Raw genomic sequence first — 16,513 nt, 5'->3', positions numbered from 1 at the left:
GGCCCCCCCCCCACCCCCCGGCCCCCCCCCCCCCCCCCCCCCCCCCCCCGGGCGCCCCCCCCCCCCCGCCCGCGCGGGGGGGGGGGGGCCCGGGGGGGGGGGGCCGGCCCCCCCCGGGGCTGCCGCTAGCCGCCCTGGCGGATGAATTCGGCCAGGTCAGCGGACTGCTGGACGCGGGACGGCTCGTGCACGTACATCATGTGGCCCGCCGGGTAGTAGCGGACCTCGATGTTGTCGCGCAGCTCTTCGGGAATGGGCAGCCGGGCCAGCACGTGCTCCGCCGCGTAATACGGTGTGGCGCCATCGGTGTACCCGGCGGCGACGTGCACCCGCAGGTGCGGATTGGTGCGCATCGCGGCACCCAACTTGTCCACCACCGAAACCGAGGAACCCTCGAACTCCTTGTACGACCACGGCTGCACCCGATTGCTCAGCAACGCGTACGGCAGGTCGTTGGCGTAGTCGAGTTCCTGGCGCAGGTAGTGGTTGATGGCCGCGGAATAGGCGCCGATGATCCCGGAGACGCTCGGGTCGTCGGTCATCCGCTCGCCCGCGGCGTCCGGCTCCCAGCCGACGAAGCGCCCGTCCATCCGGCCCACGGTGCGGCGTTCGGAGCGCAGCAGCTCGGTGAAGAACCGCAGGTGCTCGATGCGCAGGTTCGCCCGGTCCACGTAGTCCTCGGACAGGCCGGTGAGCTCGGCGGTGCGGCGGATGACGTCGGCGCGCTCGAACGCGGGCAGCCGCGCGCCGCGGGACAGCGCCCACGCGTAGTCGCCGGAGGCGAACTTCTCCGCCTCCTCCAGCACCTCGGGCAGCGGCCGGTCGCCGTGCTTGCCGTGGTGGTGCGCGATCGCCGCGTACGTCGGCAGGTACAGCACGTGCGGCAGGTCGTTGCCCTCGGTGAACCGGATGGTGCCCATGTCCAGCACCGACGAGATCAGCAGCAGCCCGTTCAGGTACAGCCCGTGCTTGTCCTGGAGGTGCTCGGCCAGCGCCGCTGCGCGCAGCGTGCCGTAGGACTCGCCGGCCAGGTACTTCGGCGACATCCAGCGCCCGTTCCGCGAGGTCCACAGCCGGATGACCTCGCCGACGGACTCGATGTCCCGCTGGTAGCCGTGGAAGTCCGCGGGCTCGCCGCCGTTGACGGCCCGCGAGTACCCGGTGGAGACCGGGTCGATGAACACCAGGTCGCTCTCCGCCAGCAGGGTCTCCGGGTTGTCGGCGAGCCCGTAGGGCGGAGCGGCGAGCGATCCGGTGTCCCCGGACAGCACGCGGCGCGGCCCCAGCACCCCCAGGTGCAGCCACACGCTCGCCGAACCGGGACCGCCGTTGAAGGCGAACGTCACCGGGCGCGGTTCGGCGCTGTCGACGACGTACGAGGTCAGGTGCACCTCGGCCTTGGCCTTCAGCCCGTCGAACTTGCCGTCGGTGGTGACCTCCTCGCGCAGCACGATGCGGCCGGTGGTCGCGGTGTAGGACAGCTCACCGCCCGCCGCGGTGATCGTGTGGTGCGTGCTGACCAGGTCGTCGGTCGGTTCGGCCGGGGTCGTCGTCGTTTCCTGCCCGGTTTCGCCGGTGCTCGTTTCGGTGGCTGCCATGACCGAACTCTACGTGCCGGAACCCGCGGGACGGCGAGGTTTCTGCGACCGTGGAGGCGTGATCTCCGAGCTGGTCGACGATCCCGTCACCGATCCCGCCGCGGCGGCCCGCGGTGCCCGCGAACTGGGCGTGTTGGACGAGCGGATCGCGCGCTGCACCGCGTGCCCCCGGTTGGTGGAGTGGCGGGAGCAGGTGGCGCGGGAGAAGCGGGCGGCGTTCCGCGACCAGACCTACTGGGGGCGCCCGGTGCCCGGGTTCGGCCCGCCGGACGCGGCGATCGCGGTCGTCGGCCTCGCACCGGCGGCGCACGGCGCGAACCGGACCGGCCGGATGTTCACCGGTGACCGGTCCGGGGACGTGCTCTACCGGGCGATGCACGACGTGGGGCTGGCGTCGCAGCCGCACGCGCACGGGCTCGGCGACGGCCTGGTGCTGCACCGCACCCGGATCACCTCGCCGGTGCGGTGCGCGCCGCCCGCGAACAAGCCGACCCCGGCCGAGCGGGACACCTGCCGGCCGTGGCTGGCCCGCGAACTGGTGCTGCTGCGGGACACGGTGCGGGTGGTGCTGGTGCTGGGCGGTTTCGGCTGGCAGGCGGTGCTGCCGGTGCTGCACGACGCGGCTTGGGCGGTCCCGTCGCCGCGCCCGAAGTTCGGTCATGGCGCGGAGGCGGTGCTACCGGCGCGGGACGGCGGCGCGGATCTGAACCTGCTGGGCTGCTACCACGTGAGCCAGCAGAACACCTTCACCGGAACGCTCACCCCGGAGATGCTGCGCGACGTGCTGCGCCGCGCCCGCGAGCTCGCCGGGATCTGACCTCACCGCACGTCGCGGAGCGCCGCGGCGAACTCCGGGTGCGGATCGTCGACCACGACCACCGCACCGTCCTCCGACGTGCGAGCCCCGCTGACCCGCGCCAACGACCCGAACGCGAACGGCAGCACCGAAGCGAGGGCGAACTAGGCGTCGAAGATCGTTCGGATCTCGCAACGGACACCACGAGCGCGGGACAGCCTGCGATCTCCAGTCAGCAGCGGGCACCCCAGCAGCTCTGCGGCCGCGACGTATGCGGCGTCGTACGCGGTGATGTTGCCGCGCAGCTCCCACATGCGGGGGAGGATCCGCGCGGGGCCGACCTCGTCCACCGCCATGTCGACCAGAGCGGTCATGGCGTCTTCAGCACGTTCGAGGGTGATCTTCTGGCCCAGCAGCCGACCGCGGATCACGGACATGACCTCAACGGGGAGGTGCGAAGGCGCCGCCCAGTGGTCGTCGGTGGCCAGTGCTTCCCGAGCCCGACGTCCTGCTGGACCGTCGTCGAGCAGGGCATCGGCCAGCGCCGATGCGTCCACGACCAGCACTAGCCGCCGCCGTTCTCGTCGAGCCCGCGCTCGTCGCGCATGCCGCGGAGTTCATCGGCGGTATCGCCCGCTGCGACCCTGCTCCCGTCCGACCGGCCGGAGAAGCGGGAGAGGACGGCTCGGTTCTCCGAACGGCGCGCCTCGGCTTCGACCAGCGACAACAAGTACGCCTGCAGGGACTGCCCCTGCGCGCGCGCTCTGTCGACCAACGTGTCACGCACGTCCTCGGGTACGTCGCGAATCTGCAAGGCCACCATGTGCATGCAATATACATGCGTTCGCCGTCTGCGGGGGCACTCGACGGGGTGATCGAGTGTTCTTCGGGTGGATCGGATGTTGCCACCGCCGGTAGCATGTGAGTATGCGAGCGGAGCGAGAGGGACGAGGTGGCGCGGCGCCGTCCGATCTCGAAGGGCGGCGGTTGCCCGAGTTCGCGGATCGGTTGGCGGAACTGGTGGGGCGGTACCGGTCGGCCGGGGTGCCGCCAGGGGGCGTTGACGTCGTGCACCCCGCAGCGTCCGGGGAGATCCGGTCGTCGGGTCGGGCGCGCAAGGTGAGCGTGTCGATCCCGGAGGACCTGACGGCTGCGGTGCAGCAGCGGGTCGGGCGCGGCGCGTTCAGTCAGTACGTCACGGATGCGGTCGCGCGGCAGCTGGAGCTGGATCTGCTGGCCGAGCTCGCCGACCTGCTCGAACGCGAACACGGACCGGTGCCGTCGGCGGTGCTGGAGAAGGCGAGGTGTGCATGGCCCGACCACGAATAGCCGCGGGCGGCACGCTCCTGCTCGACGCCGCTGCCGTGCGCAAGCTCGCGGCCGGTGACGTGCGCGTCCGCGGGCACGTCGAGATCGCCCGCGCACGCCGGGCCCACGTGGTCATCAGCGCGGTGACGCTCGCCGAAGCGATGCTCGGTTCCGGTGCCGGGTCGGAGCTCGCGGCGGTGCTCGATCGGATCAAGGTCCTCCCGGTGCGTCCGGAGGACGCCCGTCTCGGCGGGAACTGCACCACCGGTGGCGCGGCGGGCCACCGGGTCAACTCCACAGTGGACGCGATGGTCGCGGCGGTCGCGCTGGGGCTCGCTCGTCCGGTCGTGCTGCTCACCGAGGATCCGGACGGCATGCGCCACCTGCTCTCGGGGCTCACGGACCCGGCAGGAGGTGGCGGTGACCGGGTGTCGGCGGAACTCGGCGGCGACCTCGGCTCGGCCGCCGATTCCCCCGCGTGCGAGGAGATCGGGCCTCGTGCGGTCGGTAGACGGGGCATCGCCGTGGTGCAGGCGTGAGCCGTTGCCGGAGCCGCTCCGGTCGGGCGGGTGTGGCGAATCCGTTGCGCCGTACCGGTTCAGCGCCTGTGAGCACCGGTTTCTTGATCGGGGCGAACGGCCCGACGGCACCGTCCGCGCTCGCGCGAAGCGCTCGTTCCCGGTGCTGTGCCTGGTCAACGCGGGTGAGCGGTGATCCGGCGTCGAACTCCCGGGAATGCGGAAGATGCTGCGGCGAGGTGGCTATCCGGCCGGAAAAGTCGGTAGGGTGGCGAGCACTCCGGCCCTCCCGCTCGACGGATCCGCATACTGAGCGCAGCCGCCCGCGCACAGCGCGTCGATCGTGATCAGTGCCACGCGCGACTGGCGTCACATTAGGGGGGGTCTGCGGACCGTGTCCCATTCCAGTGGTGCGACCATATCGGCATGGCTGGTAAATCCGAACCCACCCGGATTCTCATCCTCGGCGGCGGCTATGTCGGCATGTACACGGCGCTTCAGCTTCAGTCCAAGCTGGGACGTCGTGAAGCCTCCGTCACCGTGGTCGATCCTCAGCCGCACATGACCTACCAGCCCTTCCTACCGGAAGCGGCGGCGGGCTCGGTCGAGCCTCGCCACGTGGTAGCGCCACTGCGACGAGTCCTGAAGCGGTGTCATGTGATCACCGCCAGTGTCACCGAGATCAAGCACGCCGACCAGGTCGTGACGATCGAGAACCCGCAGACGGGTCCCGAAGAGCTCCCCTACGACGTGCTCGTGGTGGCGCTGGGCTCCGTGTCCCGACTCCTGCCCATCCCCGGCCTGGCGGAACAAGGCATCAGCCTCAAGACCGTCGGTGAAGCCATCTACCTGCGCAACCACGTGCTGGCGAAGATGGACGCGGCGGCCAACACCTCCGACGAGGAGCTGCGTAAGCGGCTGCTCACCTTCACCTTCGTCGGTGGCGGCTTCGCCGGAGCCGAGGCGCTGGCGGAGCTGGAGGACATGGCCCGCTACGCCACCCGCTACTACGAGTCCATCTCGCCGGAGGACATGCGGTGGGTCCTCGTCGAGGCCGCCGGGCGCGTGATGCCCGAGGTCAGCGAGAAGATGGGCGTCTACGTCGTCAAGGCCCTGGAAGAGCGCGGGATCCAGGTCTACCTGAACACCTTCCTGAAGTCGGTGGAGAACGGGCACGCCGTGCTCTCCGACGGGACCGAGTTCGACACCGACACGCTGGTGTGGAACGCGGGTGTCAAGGCCAACCCGGTGCTGAAGAACTCCGACCTGCCGCTCGACGAGCGCGGCCGGATCAGGGCCACCTCGCACCTCCAGGTCGAGGGTCTGCCGAACGTGTGGGCCGCCGGTGACTGCTCGGCGGTGCCGGACCTCTCGAAGGCCGACACCGACCCGAACGCGACCTGCGCGCCGTCCGCGCAGCACGCGGTGCGCCAGGCGAACCAGCTCGGCAAGAACCTGCTGGCGTCGCTGCGTGGCAAGTCCACCAAGGAGTACCGCCACGCCTACGCCGGTTCGGTGGCGGGCCTCGGGCTCTACAAGGGCGTCGCCGACGTCTACGGGTTCAAGGCCAAGGGCTTCGTCGCCTGGTTCATGCACCGCACGTACCACGTGAGCCGGATGCCCACCTTCAACCGCAAGATGCGGATCGTCATCGACTGGACGCTGGCGTTCCTGTTCAAGCGGGAAGCCGTGTCGATGGGTCAGATCCAGAATCCGAAGGCCGACTTCGAGCGGGCCGCGGCAAGCTGACCGCACTCCGGGTGATCACCGCGTGCTCCATGAGCACGCGGTGATTCGCATACGAGTGGGGGCTGCTCCGTGCAGGCGATCGGGTGACCCGCTACCCTTGACAATGAGTAGCGGGTAATCGAAGACTGTCGGGGCGTCGTCACTCAAAAGGATGCCTCAGTTGGGGAAGGGGTGAATCCTTTGACTCTCCAGGAACTTGCGGCTCTGCTGCGCAGCGACGAAGTGCAGGACGGCCCGCTCGCCGATTTCGCGGCCGAGTACCAGGCCGCTTCCGAGGTGTTCCGCAAGAAGGACGACTGACCGAGCGCAGCACCCGCCGGACCATTCGCGCACCGGTGATGGCGGCACCGCAGGAGGACCGGGGTATGACCGAGGGGGCGGCGGACGACTTCGCGCACCCGTTCGGCCCCACGACCGGACCCGCCGCCGCCGACTTCCGTCCCGGGCCGCTGCTGCTGCAAGGTCAGGACTACTTCTTCCGCTCCGCCGACACCAGCCTCGACTTCCAGGAGCGCGTGCACCGCGCGGACCTGGTCGACGACGGCGACGGCGATCCGATCCCGTGCGTGCTGGTGCTCGCGCGGGCCGCGGACATGGAGATGAACGAGCTCTCGCTCGCGCTGGCGGAACGCAACATCCGGATGGTGCGCATCGACGCCGACCGGTGCCTGGACATCGCGCTCACCGTCTACACCGACACCCCGCTGATCGAGCTCGAACGCTGGCTGCTGCGGCCGATCGTCGTGTGGCGGCGGCACTTCGACATCACGGCGCTGCCCGTGGACCCGACGACCGTGCACGGCGCCTACGTCCGCGAGCAGTGGCGCGCGGTGTCCGGCTGGCTGTCCGGCCGCGCCGACTGGGAGCAGATCAACCCGGTGCGCTCCAGCGCGCACCTGGACCGGCTCACGCAGCTGCGAGACGCCGCCTCCTTCGGCTTCCGGGTGCCGCGCACCGCGGTCACCACGCTGCCGGGCCGGAACCGCCCGGGCGGCGGCCAGTGCATCGTCAAGACCGCGGGCCACCACATGCTCGAACCCGAACCGGGCGCGCTGCGCGGGCTCTTCCCTCGGCCGCTGGACATCCGGCACTCCGCGGAAGCGCGCGAGCCGGCCCCGGTGCTGGTGCAGCAGTACGTCGGCTCCGAGCACGAGATCCGCGCCTTCGTCGTCGGCGACGAGGTCATCGGCTACCGGGTGGACAAGCTCGATCCGGCGCAGCTGTGGGTCGACCCGGACTCGGTGGTCGTGGAGCGGGTCGAGCTGCCCGCGGGTCTGGCGACGCGGCTGCTGGCGCTGTGCCGCTTCTGGCGGCTGCACGTGGCGGCGTTCGACCTGCTCGCCACGGAGTCCGACCACGTGTTCCTGGAGGTCAACGTGAACTGCGACTGGCGCTGGTTCGAGCACCGGGCTCAGGACGACGCGGTCTCCACCGCCGTGCACCGCTGGGTCGCCGAACGCTACGAGCACCTCGCGGCGACCACCTCGGCGCCGAGGTGGGACCGGTGATCGCCGGCCGCACGGACCGCCGGTCGCCGCGCACCGGGGGGAGCGGCTTGCTCTGCTCGGCGGCTTCCGAGCGGTGGGAACCGGGGGCAGAGTCGGTGCGTCCGAACCGGCGGTGGCGAACGGTCCAGCGCCGGTCGGCACCATTACGGCTCGGCCCGCTCCCGAGGACCTCCTCGGTCGCGCGCTGAGGCCCAGCCCCCGTAGCCCAACTGGCAGAGGCAGACGACTTAAACTCGTCCGAGTGTCGGTTCGATCCCGACCGGGGGCACCACAGCACGACGGCGACCCGCCACCACCCGGCGGGCCCCGCCCGCAGGGACCCGGCTGACGGCGTCGCGCCGGAAGCTTCGAGGTCCCCGCGGCGGCGAACGCCCGCGATCCGACCGCCCCGAGGGCGTTCCCGGCCGGCGCGCCACCTCCACACCCGGCAGCCCGGCAACGGCTCGACCGGGTACCCGATTCCCCGTGGAGCGGACCGAGCCCATTCGCACCGGACGCCCGGCGGAGCCGTGCTCAGGACATCACGAAGACGCGGATTTCCCCGACCACCATGAGTGGTCGGGGTGTTTCCGCGTACTCTCGTGATCGCTCGGTGGTTCTCGATTCCGGTGCGGTGTGACGGACCGGATTCCGCTTGCTGCCGGCGGAAGCCAGGTGGTGCGGTGTGCCGCTGACGAAACCCCCAGTCACCTCAGCGGCACACCTACCGCCACTCGGCTGCTGTCCGGACCGTTCGGTCGGTTCGCGCGCATCGACCGTCCGTGGCCCGTTCGGCGCAGCCCGTGTCAGAGCATGGCAGGCGACGGCGTGGATGTGTGCTGGCCCGCGTCCGGAGCGTGGTGAAGTACCTGCTCAACGGCGGGTACCGGATTTTCCGGTCCGGATCCGGACCGGAGGAGGACGGGGATGACGGACCGGAAAGCGGGGGCTTCGGCGACGGGCACCGGCGTGCGGGCGCTGTTCGCGGAACGGTTCGCGCTGCTGTACGTGACCGCGGGCGACCCTCCGCTGAAGCGGGTGGCCGACGCCGTGGAGCGGGCCCGGCGGCTCGACGAGCGCGGCAGGCCGATCCGGTCCACCGCTCAGCGGATCAGCGACTGGCGGCGCGGGCGCAACGTGCCCGCCCGGTTCGCCGCGCTCTCCGTGGTGCTCGAAATCCTCATCGGCGAGGCCCGCAAGCACCAACCGCAACCTCCGGTGGAAGGACTGTACGACCTGTCGGCCTGGCGGGCCCGTTGGGAAGAAGCGCTCACCAGCCCGCTGAGCGCTCCCGACCCGGCACCCGCCGCGGAGGAGAGCGATGCCGCCGAGACCCCTCCCGTCGACGGAGGGCTGTGCCCCTACCGCGGGCTGGCCGCGTTCGGGCAGGAGGAGTCCGGTTGGTTCTTCGGGCGGGAGCGCGCGACGACCACGCTGGTGGAACGCCTCGCCGCCGCTGCCGACGAAGGCGGCATCACGATGCTGGTCGGTGCCTCCGGTGCCGGGAAGTCCTCGCTGCTGGGCGCCGGCCTGCTCCCCGCGCTCACCGGAGGGGCGTTGGCCGAGCAGGGCTCCTCGACGTGGCCGGTCCGCACCACCACCCCGGGGGAGGACCCGCTCCGCGCGCTCACCGAGCTGATCCCCGAGCTCAACGAGGTCCTCGCCACCGCCGACCGCCGAGGTGCCGCACCGGGCGCAGCGGACCGGTGCGCCGAGGACGTGGAGGACCCGGGCTCGGAGGACCGGGATGCCGAAGCGGAGTTCCGCTTCGCCGAGTCGGTCCGGGACGCCGTCGCCGCGCACGTGCGCCGCGCCGCCGGCGACGAAGCGCGGCTGGTGCTGGTGGTGGACCAGTTCGAGGAGGCGTTCACGATGTGCCGGGACGAGCGCGCGCGAGCGCTGTTCGTCCAGGTGCTCAACGCCTGCTGCACGACGGGATTCGCGGGCGGCACCCCGCCGGGGCTGGTGGTGCTGGGCTTGCGGGCCGACTTCTACGCCCGCTGCCTGGACTTCCCGGAACTCGCCGAAGCGCTCCAGCACCGGCAGATGGTCCTGGGCGCGATGACCGTCGCCGAGCTGCGGAAGGCCATCACCGGGCCGGCGAAGGCGACCGGGCTGCAGATCGAACCGGGCCTGGTGGACGTGCTGCTGCGCGACCTCGGGGTCAGCGTCGGCCGCGCGTACGGCAAACCGTCCCAGCGGGCCTACGACGCCGGTGCGCTGCCGCTGCTCTCGCACGCGCTGATGGTCACCTGGCAGCGCAGGCAGTCGGGGAAGCTCACCATCGCCGGTTACCGCGCGGCAGGCGGCATCCAGGGCGCGGTGGCGGCCACCGCGGAACGCGCGTGGGCGGAACTCGCCGAAGGCGGGCAGGCCGCGGCGCGGCAGGTGCTGCTGCGGCTGGTGCACGTCGGCGAGGACACCCAGGACACCCGCAGGCGCGCCACCTACACCGAGATCGTCGAGCACGCCGAACACCGCGACGCCGCGGCACGGGCGCTGAACGTGCTCACCACGGCGCGGCTGGTCACCTTGGACGCCGACTCGGCCGAGATCAGCCACGAAGCCCTGCTGTACGCGTGGCCCCGGCTGCGCAGCTGGATCGACCAGGACCGGGCGGGCAACCTCGCCCGGCAGCGGCTGGAACGGGACGCCGAGTCGTGGCGGCAGGAGGACCGGGACCCTTCGCTGCTGTACCGCGGGGCGCGGCTGGAAACGGCCCAGCACTGGGCTGACCAGGTCGGTTCGGCGGAACTGGCGCCGATCAGCCACGAGTTCCTCCACGCGTCGATGCGGCACCGGCGCCGGGCCGGGTGGTTCCGGCGCGGCACGGCGGCCGCGGTGTGCGTGTTCGCCGCGGTCGCCGCCGTGGCGGCCGTGCTCGCCGTGCGGGAACGGGACGACGCCGAGTTCCGACAGGTGCTGGCGCAGGCCGACCGGCTGCAGGCCGGAGACCCCTCCGCCGCGGCCAAGCTGAACCTGGTGGCCGAGCGGCTGCGGCCGGACGACGAGGGCGTGTACACGCGGCTGCTGTCCACCCAGAACTCGCCGTTGAGCATGCCGGTGCGCGGGCACGAAGGGCCGGTGTACCTGACCACGTTCAGCCCGGACGGGCGCACGCTCGCCACCGCCAGCTACGACGAGACCGTGCGGCTGTGGGACGTCTCCGACCGGATGCACCCGAAGCAGCTGGGCAAGCCGCTGACCGGGTTCGGCAGCTGGGTCACCTCGGCCGTGTTCAGCCCCGACGGCCGTACCCTCGCGGCGGCGGGCGACGACCACCTGGTGCGGCTCTACGACGTGTCCGACCCGGCTCGGCCGGAGTCGCTGGGCCCGCCGATCGGCGGCACCGACGGCACCATCTACCTGCTCGCGTTCAGCCCCGACGGCCGCACGCTGGCCACCGCCAACGAGGACCGGACCGCCCGGCTGTGGAACGTGACCGACCCCGCCCGGCCGGTGCCGTGGGGCGATCCGCTGACCGGGCACTTCGCGCAGGTCCGCACCCTGGCGTTCACCCCGGACGGCCGCACGCTGGCGACCAGCGGTGACGACCGGACCGTCCGGCTGTGGAACGTGGCGGACCCGGCCCGCCCGACGCCGCTGGGGCAGCCGCTGACCGGGCACACCGGGGGCATGCACACGGTGGCGTTCAGCCCGGACGGCCGGACGCTCGCCTCCGGCAGCTCGGACAAGACGATCCGGCTGTGGGACGTGCACGACCCGGCCCGCGCCGAGCAGCTCGGACCCGCGCTCATCGGGCACAACGCCCCGGTGTGGTCGGTGAAGTTCAGCCCCGATGGCCGCACGCTGGCCTCGGGCAGCGCGGACAGCTCGGCGCTGCTGTGGAACGTGACCGACCCGGCGAACGCGACCCGGCTGGGGCAGAGCCTCAGCTCGGGCAGCAGCACCGTGTTCGCGGTCGGGTTCAGCCCGGACGGCGCCACCCTGGCGACCGGAGCGGACGACGGCACGGTGCGGCTGTGGTCGCTGCCGGAACGGATCCTGTCCGGGCACACCGCGCGCGTGAACACCGCGCTGTTCAGCCCGGACGGGCGAACGTTGATCACCGCGGGCGACGACCACACGATGCGGGTGTGGGACGTCTCCACCCGGGTGCCGCGCCAGGTGGCCGGTCCGCTGGAGGTCTACGACGGCCCGGTCGGGTCGGTGTACGCGGCGGCGTTCAGACCGGACGGGCGCATCCTGGCCACCGGCGGGGGCTCCGGCACGGTGCGGTTGTGGGACATGCGGGACCGGTCGGCCCCGAAACCGCTCGGGCGGTCGTTCAAGGTCAACACCCGCTACGCGGGCGAGGTGGAGTTCAGCCCGGACGGGCGGACGTTGGTGACCTGCGACGACGACCACAGCGTGCAGTTGTGGAACGTCGCCGATCCCGAGAACCCGGTGCGGGTGGGCGGGCCGCTGACCGGCCACCGCGGCTACATCAACGAGGCGAACTTCAGCCCGGACGGCCGCCTGCTGGCGACGGCGAGCAGCGACGGCACCGTCCGGATGTGGGACGTCTCCGACCGCGCGCACGCGAAGCTGGTGGGGAAACCGCTGGACACGGGCGACACGGAGACCTACACGGCGAGCTTCAGCCCGGACGGGAACACGATCGCCACCGCGGGCCAGGACAAGGCGGTCCGGCTGTGGGACGTCTCGGACCCGGCCGCGCCCCGGCTGCGGGCGAACCCGCTGATCGGGCACACCCAGATCGTCAAGACCGCGGTGTTCAGCCCGGACGGCGAGACGCTGGCCACCGCGGGCGAAGACCGCACCGTCCGGTTGTGGGACGTGTCGGACCCGCAGCGGCCGTCGCCGATCGGCAACAGCGTCGCCGAGCACCAGGCCGCGGTGAACACGGTGTCGTTCAGCCCGGACGGCCGCACCTTCGCCACGTCCAGCGGCGACAACACCGCGCAGCTGTGGGACTTGGACGAGCAGTACGCGATCGACCGGATCTGCGCCACCACCCGCGGGGTGCTGCCGCGCGCGCAGTGGGAGCAGACCATTCCGCAGACCCCGTACTCGCCGCCCTGCCCCTGACCGCGGGGCCGCGGCGCGGCGATCAGCGGCCGAACAGCTCCCGCACCCGGTCGCCGAAGCCGAGCACCGCCGCCCGGCACTCCCGTAGCGCGTCCGGGTAGGTGCGGGTGTCGGCGAGCGCGGTGCGCCAGTCGCGGCCGTCGACCACGGGCACGCGGTGGCGGAACCCGTGGAACTTCGACGCGAACGGGTCGACGACCACGACGCGCCGTCCCAGCAAGGTCGCCCAGTAGGCGCCGTGGTACGAGTTCGTCACCACCACCTCGCCGGACGCGAGGAAGTCCAGCGTCTCGCCGAGGTCGTGGTGCCCGTTGGTGAGCATCGGGAACTCGGCGAGGTCGGCGGGGAACGGCAGCTTCCGGTCGCGGTGCCGGTAGGCGACGACCTCGTGGCGAGGTTCGCCCGGATCGTCGAGTTCCGGCAGCAAGGCGCTCGTGCACGGCACCCACTCGCGGCCCCCGGGGTCCGGGCGGTCGCGCAGCCCGACCAGGTCGAACCGGTCCAGGACCTGGAGCTCCTCGATCGAGTGCCGCTCGTTGTTGTTGTGCCCGGCTCCCCAGACGACGAGCTTCGGCGGGCGCAGCGACAGCAGGTGGTCGAGCTGCCGGTCGAAGAACCCGGTGCCGAGGAGCCCGCCACCGCCGTAGATGACGTGGGCGTGGCGCAAGCGGTCCGCGTAGCGCGGGACGTCGTGCTCGATGTCGATGGTGGTGGCGTCCGCCAGCCACGGGAAGTGCTCGACGTGGTCGGACGGCGGACAGGCCATGTCGCCGATGTTGTGCGGGTCGCGGCGGTGCACGACGAAGATCTCGGGCATGTGCGGCGGGGCTCCTCGGCTGCGGCCGTCGATCAGCGGTGCCGGGCGAGGTCGGCGAGTTCGGCCAGCACCGCGGGCAGTACCGCCGCGTCGAGGTGCTCGCGCACGGCGCGGTGGTTCGCGGTGAGCAGCTCGGCGGCCGAGTCGGGGTCGCGCAGCAGCGCCGCGACCTCGCCCACCGCGTCCGGCCCGGGGACGTGCAGGCCGAGGGCGCGGAGCTCGTCGAGCACCGGGTAGGGACCGGCCACGACGAGCCGTCGGGCGGCGGCGGCCTCGGCGACCGGCAGTCCCCAGCCCTCCCAGGTGGAGGGCAGCAGCACCAGGTCGGCGGCGGCGTACATGTCGGCCTGCTCGGCGACGTGCCCGCGCAGCGGTGCGGGCGCGGTGGCCAGCGCCTCCGCCACCGGTCCGGCGGGCGCGGGCGCGTCGTCGGTGAGCCAGTAGCGCACCGGCCGGCCGAGCCGTTCCCGCAGCTCGGCGGCGATCCGGACCGCGCCGGGGATGTTCTTGTTCGCGCCTTCGGCCCGCGCCGGGTGCAGCATGAGCACCTCGTCCGGTGCCACGCCGAGCCGGGTTCGGGTGCGGTCGCGGTCGCCGCCGGTGAGCCGGTCGACGTGCACCCGGTTGTGCACGACGCGCAGCGCGCCCGTCCGCCGCAGTTCGGGCCAGCGGGCGGCGAACTCGCCCGCGGTGCGCTCGTTGATCAGCACGTGCAGGTGCGCGGGGTGGTGCAGCGGCACCGCGTCTCCGTGCACGACGCGCAGCGGGGTGCCCTGCCAGGCGGGGTCGTGGTGGCGCAGCAGCACCGGTGTCCCGGTGTCCAGCGCGTGCCGCTCCCATGCGGTGGAGGCGTCCGGGGCGCTCCACAGCGATCCGGCGTTGTCCAGCACCAGCAGGTCGTGCTCGGCGCAGAGGCGTCGGATCGTCGCGTGGTCCACCGGCGGTGGATCACCACCGGGGCGGTCCGCCCACATGCCGGTCACCTCGACGTCGCCGGGTTCCCGGTCGACGAAGTGGCCGGCGGCCCGGGTGACCTGGTGGCCGAGCGCGCGGAACCCGGCCGCCCACTTGGCGGCCTCGATGCTCACGCCGTCGAATCCGCCCAGGCGGTGCGAGACGAGGCACACCCGCATGGGACTCCTTCCCTGGTGCCGTCGTGGTGTCGTGCTCTGATCCGGATTATTGCGAATGCGGCACGCAAGCGGTCTCGACACCGCCGCTTGCGTACAGTCCGCCGCATGCGTCTTCTGGCAACGTTGGGGAGTCTGCGCGCGGTGATCACGGTGTTGGTCGCCATCACCGCTGCGCAGATGGGGCTGGTCGCCTTCGGGAACATCACGGATTTCGGGACGAACGCGGCGTTCGTGCAGCACGTGTTCGCAATGGACACGACGTTCAATTCACCGGACACGATGTGGCGGTCGATCACGCATCCCGGTTTGTCGACGACCGCGTACCTCGTGGTCATCGGCTGGGAAGTGCTGATCACGGTGGTGCTCGTCGCCGCACTCGTCATGTGGCTCCGGTCGCACGCGGATGCGCGGCGCGCGGAGCTCGCGCGCCGGCTGGCGTCGGCGGGCTGGCTGCTGGAGGTGCTGCTGTTCGGCGGCGGTTTCATCGTGATCGGTGGTGAGTGGTTCATGATGTGGCAGTCCGAGAAGTGGAACGGGTTGCAGGCCGCGCTGCAGAACTTGATCATCGCCGCGATCGGCCTGATCCTGGTGCACCTCCCGTCGCGGGAATCCGGAACCGCGACCTGAGCGCGCGGGCGGTCCCGCGCTGAAGAACATCAACTGGGGGCCGGGTGATCGCGGCAGGAGGGCTGCGGTCACCCCGGCTCGAATCGAGCCGATCGGTCGTTTTCGGGGGAAATCGCCCATATCGCGGCGTGCGCGGTAGAAATCCACCGGCGAGAACCGGTGTCCGACGATTACCGTCGAGCACGTGCGAATCGTCTTCTCCAGCCTTTCCGGCCACGGCCACCTGTATCCGCTGATCCCGCTGGCGCGGGCCGCGCGTGCGCACGGCCACGACGTCCTGTTCGCCACCGGCGACCCGTTCCGCGGCACGATCGAGGAGCTCGGACTGCGCTTCGCCGCGGTGGGCGTGCCGATCGGAGCCGGTTTCGCCGCGGCCGGGGTCGAGCCGTCGAACCGTCCGCAGCCGGGTTCCGAGGAATGGTCGCGGCTGGTCTCTCGCGTGTTCGGCGCCGAGCTGCCGCGCCGCTACCTGGCCGACCTGCGTCCGGTGCTTACCGAGTTCAAGCCCGACCTGGTGGTGCACGAAGCGGGCAACCACGGTGCAGGGCTGGCCGCGCGGGAAGCGGGAATTCCCGGCGTGTGCCACGGTTTCGGACGCCAGTCCCCGGCGAACTACGCGGGTTTCGACCCTGCGCTGCGCTCGGTGGCGGCGGACGCCGGTATCGAACTTCCGGAGGGCGACCTGCGCACCTTGGGAAATCCGTTCCTGGACATCTTCCCGGCTTCGCTGCAACCGGCGGAATTCCTCGAATCGGTGGCGCGCTTCCCGCTGCGTCCCGTCCCGTTCGCGCCGTCCGGCGCACTGCCGCCGGAGGCGGTGGCGGAGCGGTCGCGGCCGCTGGTGTACCTGACCCTGGGCACCGGTTTCGGTGACGCGGCGGTGCTGCGGTCCGCGGTCGACGGGCTGGCCGCGCTGGAGGTGGACGTGCTGGTCGCGGCGGGGCCGAGCGTGCAGGCGGGGGCGTTGGGCGAGCTCCCGCCGAACGTCTCGGTGCACGAGTGGGTGCCGCAGGCGGAGCTGCTGGAGCACGTGGACCTGGTGGTGCACCACGGCGGCAGCGGAACGACGCTGGCCGCGCTCGGGGCCGGGTTGCCGCAGCTGTTTCTGCCGCAGGGCGCCGACCAGTTCGGCAACGCCGAGACGATCACCACCGCGGGTGGTGGTGAGCAGCTGCTCGGCGCGGAGGTCACCGCCGAGTCGGTGCGGACCGCGGCCGCGGCGCTGCTGGGCGATTCGCCGCACCGCCGCGTCGCTCGCCGGGTGGCCGCGGAGATCGCCGAGATGCCGAGCCCGGAGCGGGTGGCGGAGCGGCTTCCCGACTTCGCCCGCTGATCGACTTCGGTGGCCCGGTCCGCGGTGCGCGAGGCGCGGCCCGGGCCGACACACCGAGGCGCGATGGGCCGGACCGGTGTCGTGGCGGCTCCGTA

At 72.1% G+C, this 16,513-nt stretch carries 14 protein-coding genes and 1 tRNA gene; 9 read left to right on the top strand and 6 right to left on the bottom strand.

The features are described 5' to 3' along the window. Positions 1 to 125: 125 nt before the first annotated feature. Positions 126 to 1,598 carry a S10 family peptidase gene (locus LCD33_RS14320; RefSeq protein ID WP_224958912.1) on the bottom strand — a complete coding sequence of 491 codons (1,473 nt, stop codon included), beginning with the start codon at positions 1,596 to 1,598 and terminating at the stop codon, positions 126 to 128. Here LCD33_RS14320 and LCD33_RS14315 point away from each other — a divergent pair. Then, positions 1,597 to 2,415, top strand: coding sequence for a uracil-DNA glycosylase (locus LCD33_RS14315; protein ID WP_224966303.1), 819 nt, complete (start codon positions 1,597 to 1,599; stop codon positions 2,413 to 2,415). The genes LCD33_RS14320 and LCD33_RS14315 overlap by 2 nt on opposite strands. A 2-nt stretch (positions 2,416 to 2,417) precedes the next feature. Here the strand turns inward: LCD33_RS14315 and LCD33_RS28915 are convergent, their stop codons facing one another. Genes LCD33_RS28915 through LCD33_RS14305 form a run of 3 tightly spaced genes read right to left on the bottom strand, consistent with a single transcriptional unit; the run spans position 2,418 to position 3,217 of the window. Next, a complete protein-coding gene (locus LCD33_RS28915) occupies positions 2,418 to 2,543 on the bottom strand; it encodes a hypothetical protein (RefSeq protein ID WP_255614397.1) in 126 nt (41 codons plus the stop codon). 15 nt (positions 2,544 to 2,558) lie between these two features. After that, positions 2,559 to 2,960, bottom strand: coding sequence for a type II toxin-antitoxin system VapC family toxin (locus LCD33_RS14310; RefSeq protein ID WP_224958916.1), 402 nt, complete (start codon positions 2,958 to 2,960; stop codon positions 2,559 to 2,561). Further along, positions 2,960 to 3,217 carry a hypothetical protein gene (locus LCD33_RS14305; protein ID WP_224958918.1) on the bottom strand — a complete coding sequence of 86 codons (258 nt, stop codon included), beginning with the start codon at positions 3,215 to 3,217 and terminating at the stop codon, positions 2,960 to 2,962. The genes LCD33_RS14310 and LCD33_RS14305 overlap by 1 nt, the downstream gene beginning before the upstream one ends. Positions 3,218 to 3,321: 104 nt before the next feature. On the opposite strand from LCD33_RS14305, the gene LCD33_RS14300 reads away from it, so the two are divergent. The 6 genes from LCD33_RS14300 (at position 3,322) to LCD33_RS14275 (ending at position 12,508) form a co-directional block, all read left to right on the top strand. After that, on the top strand, positions 3,322 to 3,723 hold the full coding sequence (locus LCD33_RS14300; protein WP_224958920.1) for a hypothetical protein: 402 nt from the start codon (positions 3,322 to 3,324) through the stop codon (positions 3,721 to 3,723). Next, positions 3,705 to 4,241, top strand: a complete 537-nt coding sequence (locus tag LCD33_RS14295) for a type II toxin-antitoxin system VapC family toxin (RefSeq protein WP_224958921.1) — start codon at positions 3,705 to 3,707, stop codon at positions 4,239 to 4,241. The genes LCD33_RS14300 and LCD33_RS14295 overlap by 19 nt, the downstream gene beginning before the upstream one ends. A gap of 405 nt (positions 4,242 to 4,646) precedes the next feature. Then, positions 4,647 to 5,969 carry an NAD(P)/FAD-dependent oxidoreductase gene (locus LCD33_RS14290; RefSeq protein WP_224958922.1) on the top strand — a complete coding sequence of 441 codons (1,323 nt, stop codon included), beginning with the start codon at positions 4,647 to 4,649 and terminating at the stop codon, positions 5,967 to 5,969. A gap of 365 nt (positions 5,970 to 6,334) precedes the next feature. Then, entirely contained in the window at positions 6,335 to 7,477 is a 1,143-nt protein-coding gene (locus tag LCD33_RS14285) for a RimK family alpha-L-glutamate ligase (RefSeq protein ID WP_224958923.1), read from the top strand. 194 nt (positions 7,478 to 7,671) lie between these two features. Continuing rightward, a tRNA-Leu gene (locus LCD33_RS14280) sits at positions 7,672 to 7,748 on the top strand. A 635-nt stretch (positions 7,749 to 8,383) separates the two neighbouring features. Next, positions 8,384 to 12,508, top strand: a complete 4,125-nt coding sequence (locus LCD33_RS14275; protein WP_224966197.1) for an AAA family ATPase — start codon at positions 8,384 to 8,386, stop codon at positions 12,506 to 12,508. A 22-nt stretch (positions 12,509 to 12,530) separates the two neighbouring features. Here the strand turns inward: LCD33_RS14275 and LCD33_RS14270 are convergent, their stop codons facing one another. Beyond that, the gene (locus LCD33_RS14270) at positions 12,531 to 13,325 is read right to left on the bottom strand and encodes a polysaccharide pyruvyl transferase family protein (protein WP_224977937.1); all 795 of its coding nucleotides are present in this window, start codon (positions 13,323 to 13,325) and stop codon (positions 12,531 to 12,533) included. 32 nt (positions 13,326 to 13,357) lie between these two features. Further along, positions 13,358 to 14,458, bottom strand: a complete 1,101-nt coding sequence (locus LCD33_RS14265; protein ID WP_224977936.1) for a glycosyltransferase — start codon at positions 14,456 to 14,458, stop codon at positions 13,358 to 13,360. A 105-nt stretch (positions 14,459 to 14,563) separates the two neighbouring features. Between LCD33_RS14265 and LCD33_RS14260 the strand changes: the two genes are divergently transcribed. After that, entirely contained in the window at positions 14,564 to 15,085 is a 522-nt protein-coding gene (locus LCD33_RS14260) for a DUF2165 domain-containing protein (RefSeq protein ID WP_224958928.1), read from the top strand. A gap of 184 nt (positions 15,086 to 15,269) precedes the next feature. After that, positions 15,270 to 16,418, top strand: coding sequence for a glycosyltransferase (locus LCD33_RS14255; protein WP_224977935.1), 1,149 nt, complete (start codon positions 15,270 to 15,272; stop codon positions 16,416 to 16,418). Positions 16,419 to 16,513: the final 95 nt, after the last annotated feature.

It is taken from the genome of Saccharopolyspora sp. 7B (assembly GCF_020177435.1).
Classification (GTDB): Bacteria; Actinomycetota; Actinomycetes; order Mycobacteriales; family Pseudonocardiaceae; genus Saccharopolyspora_C; species Saccharopolyspora_C gregorii.
This window is presented reverse-complemented; position numbering and strand designations above follow the sequence as displayed.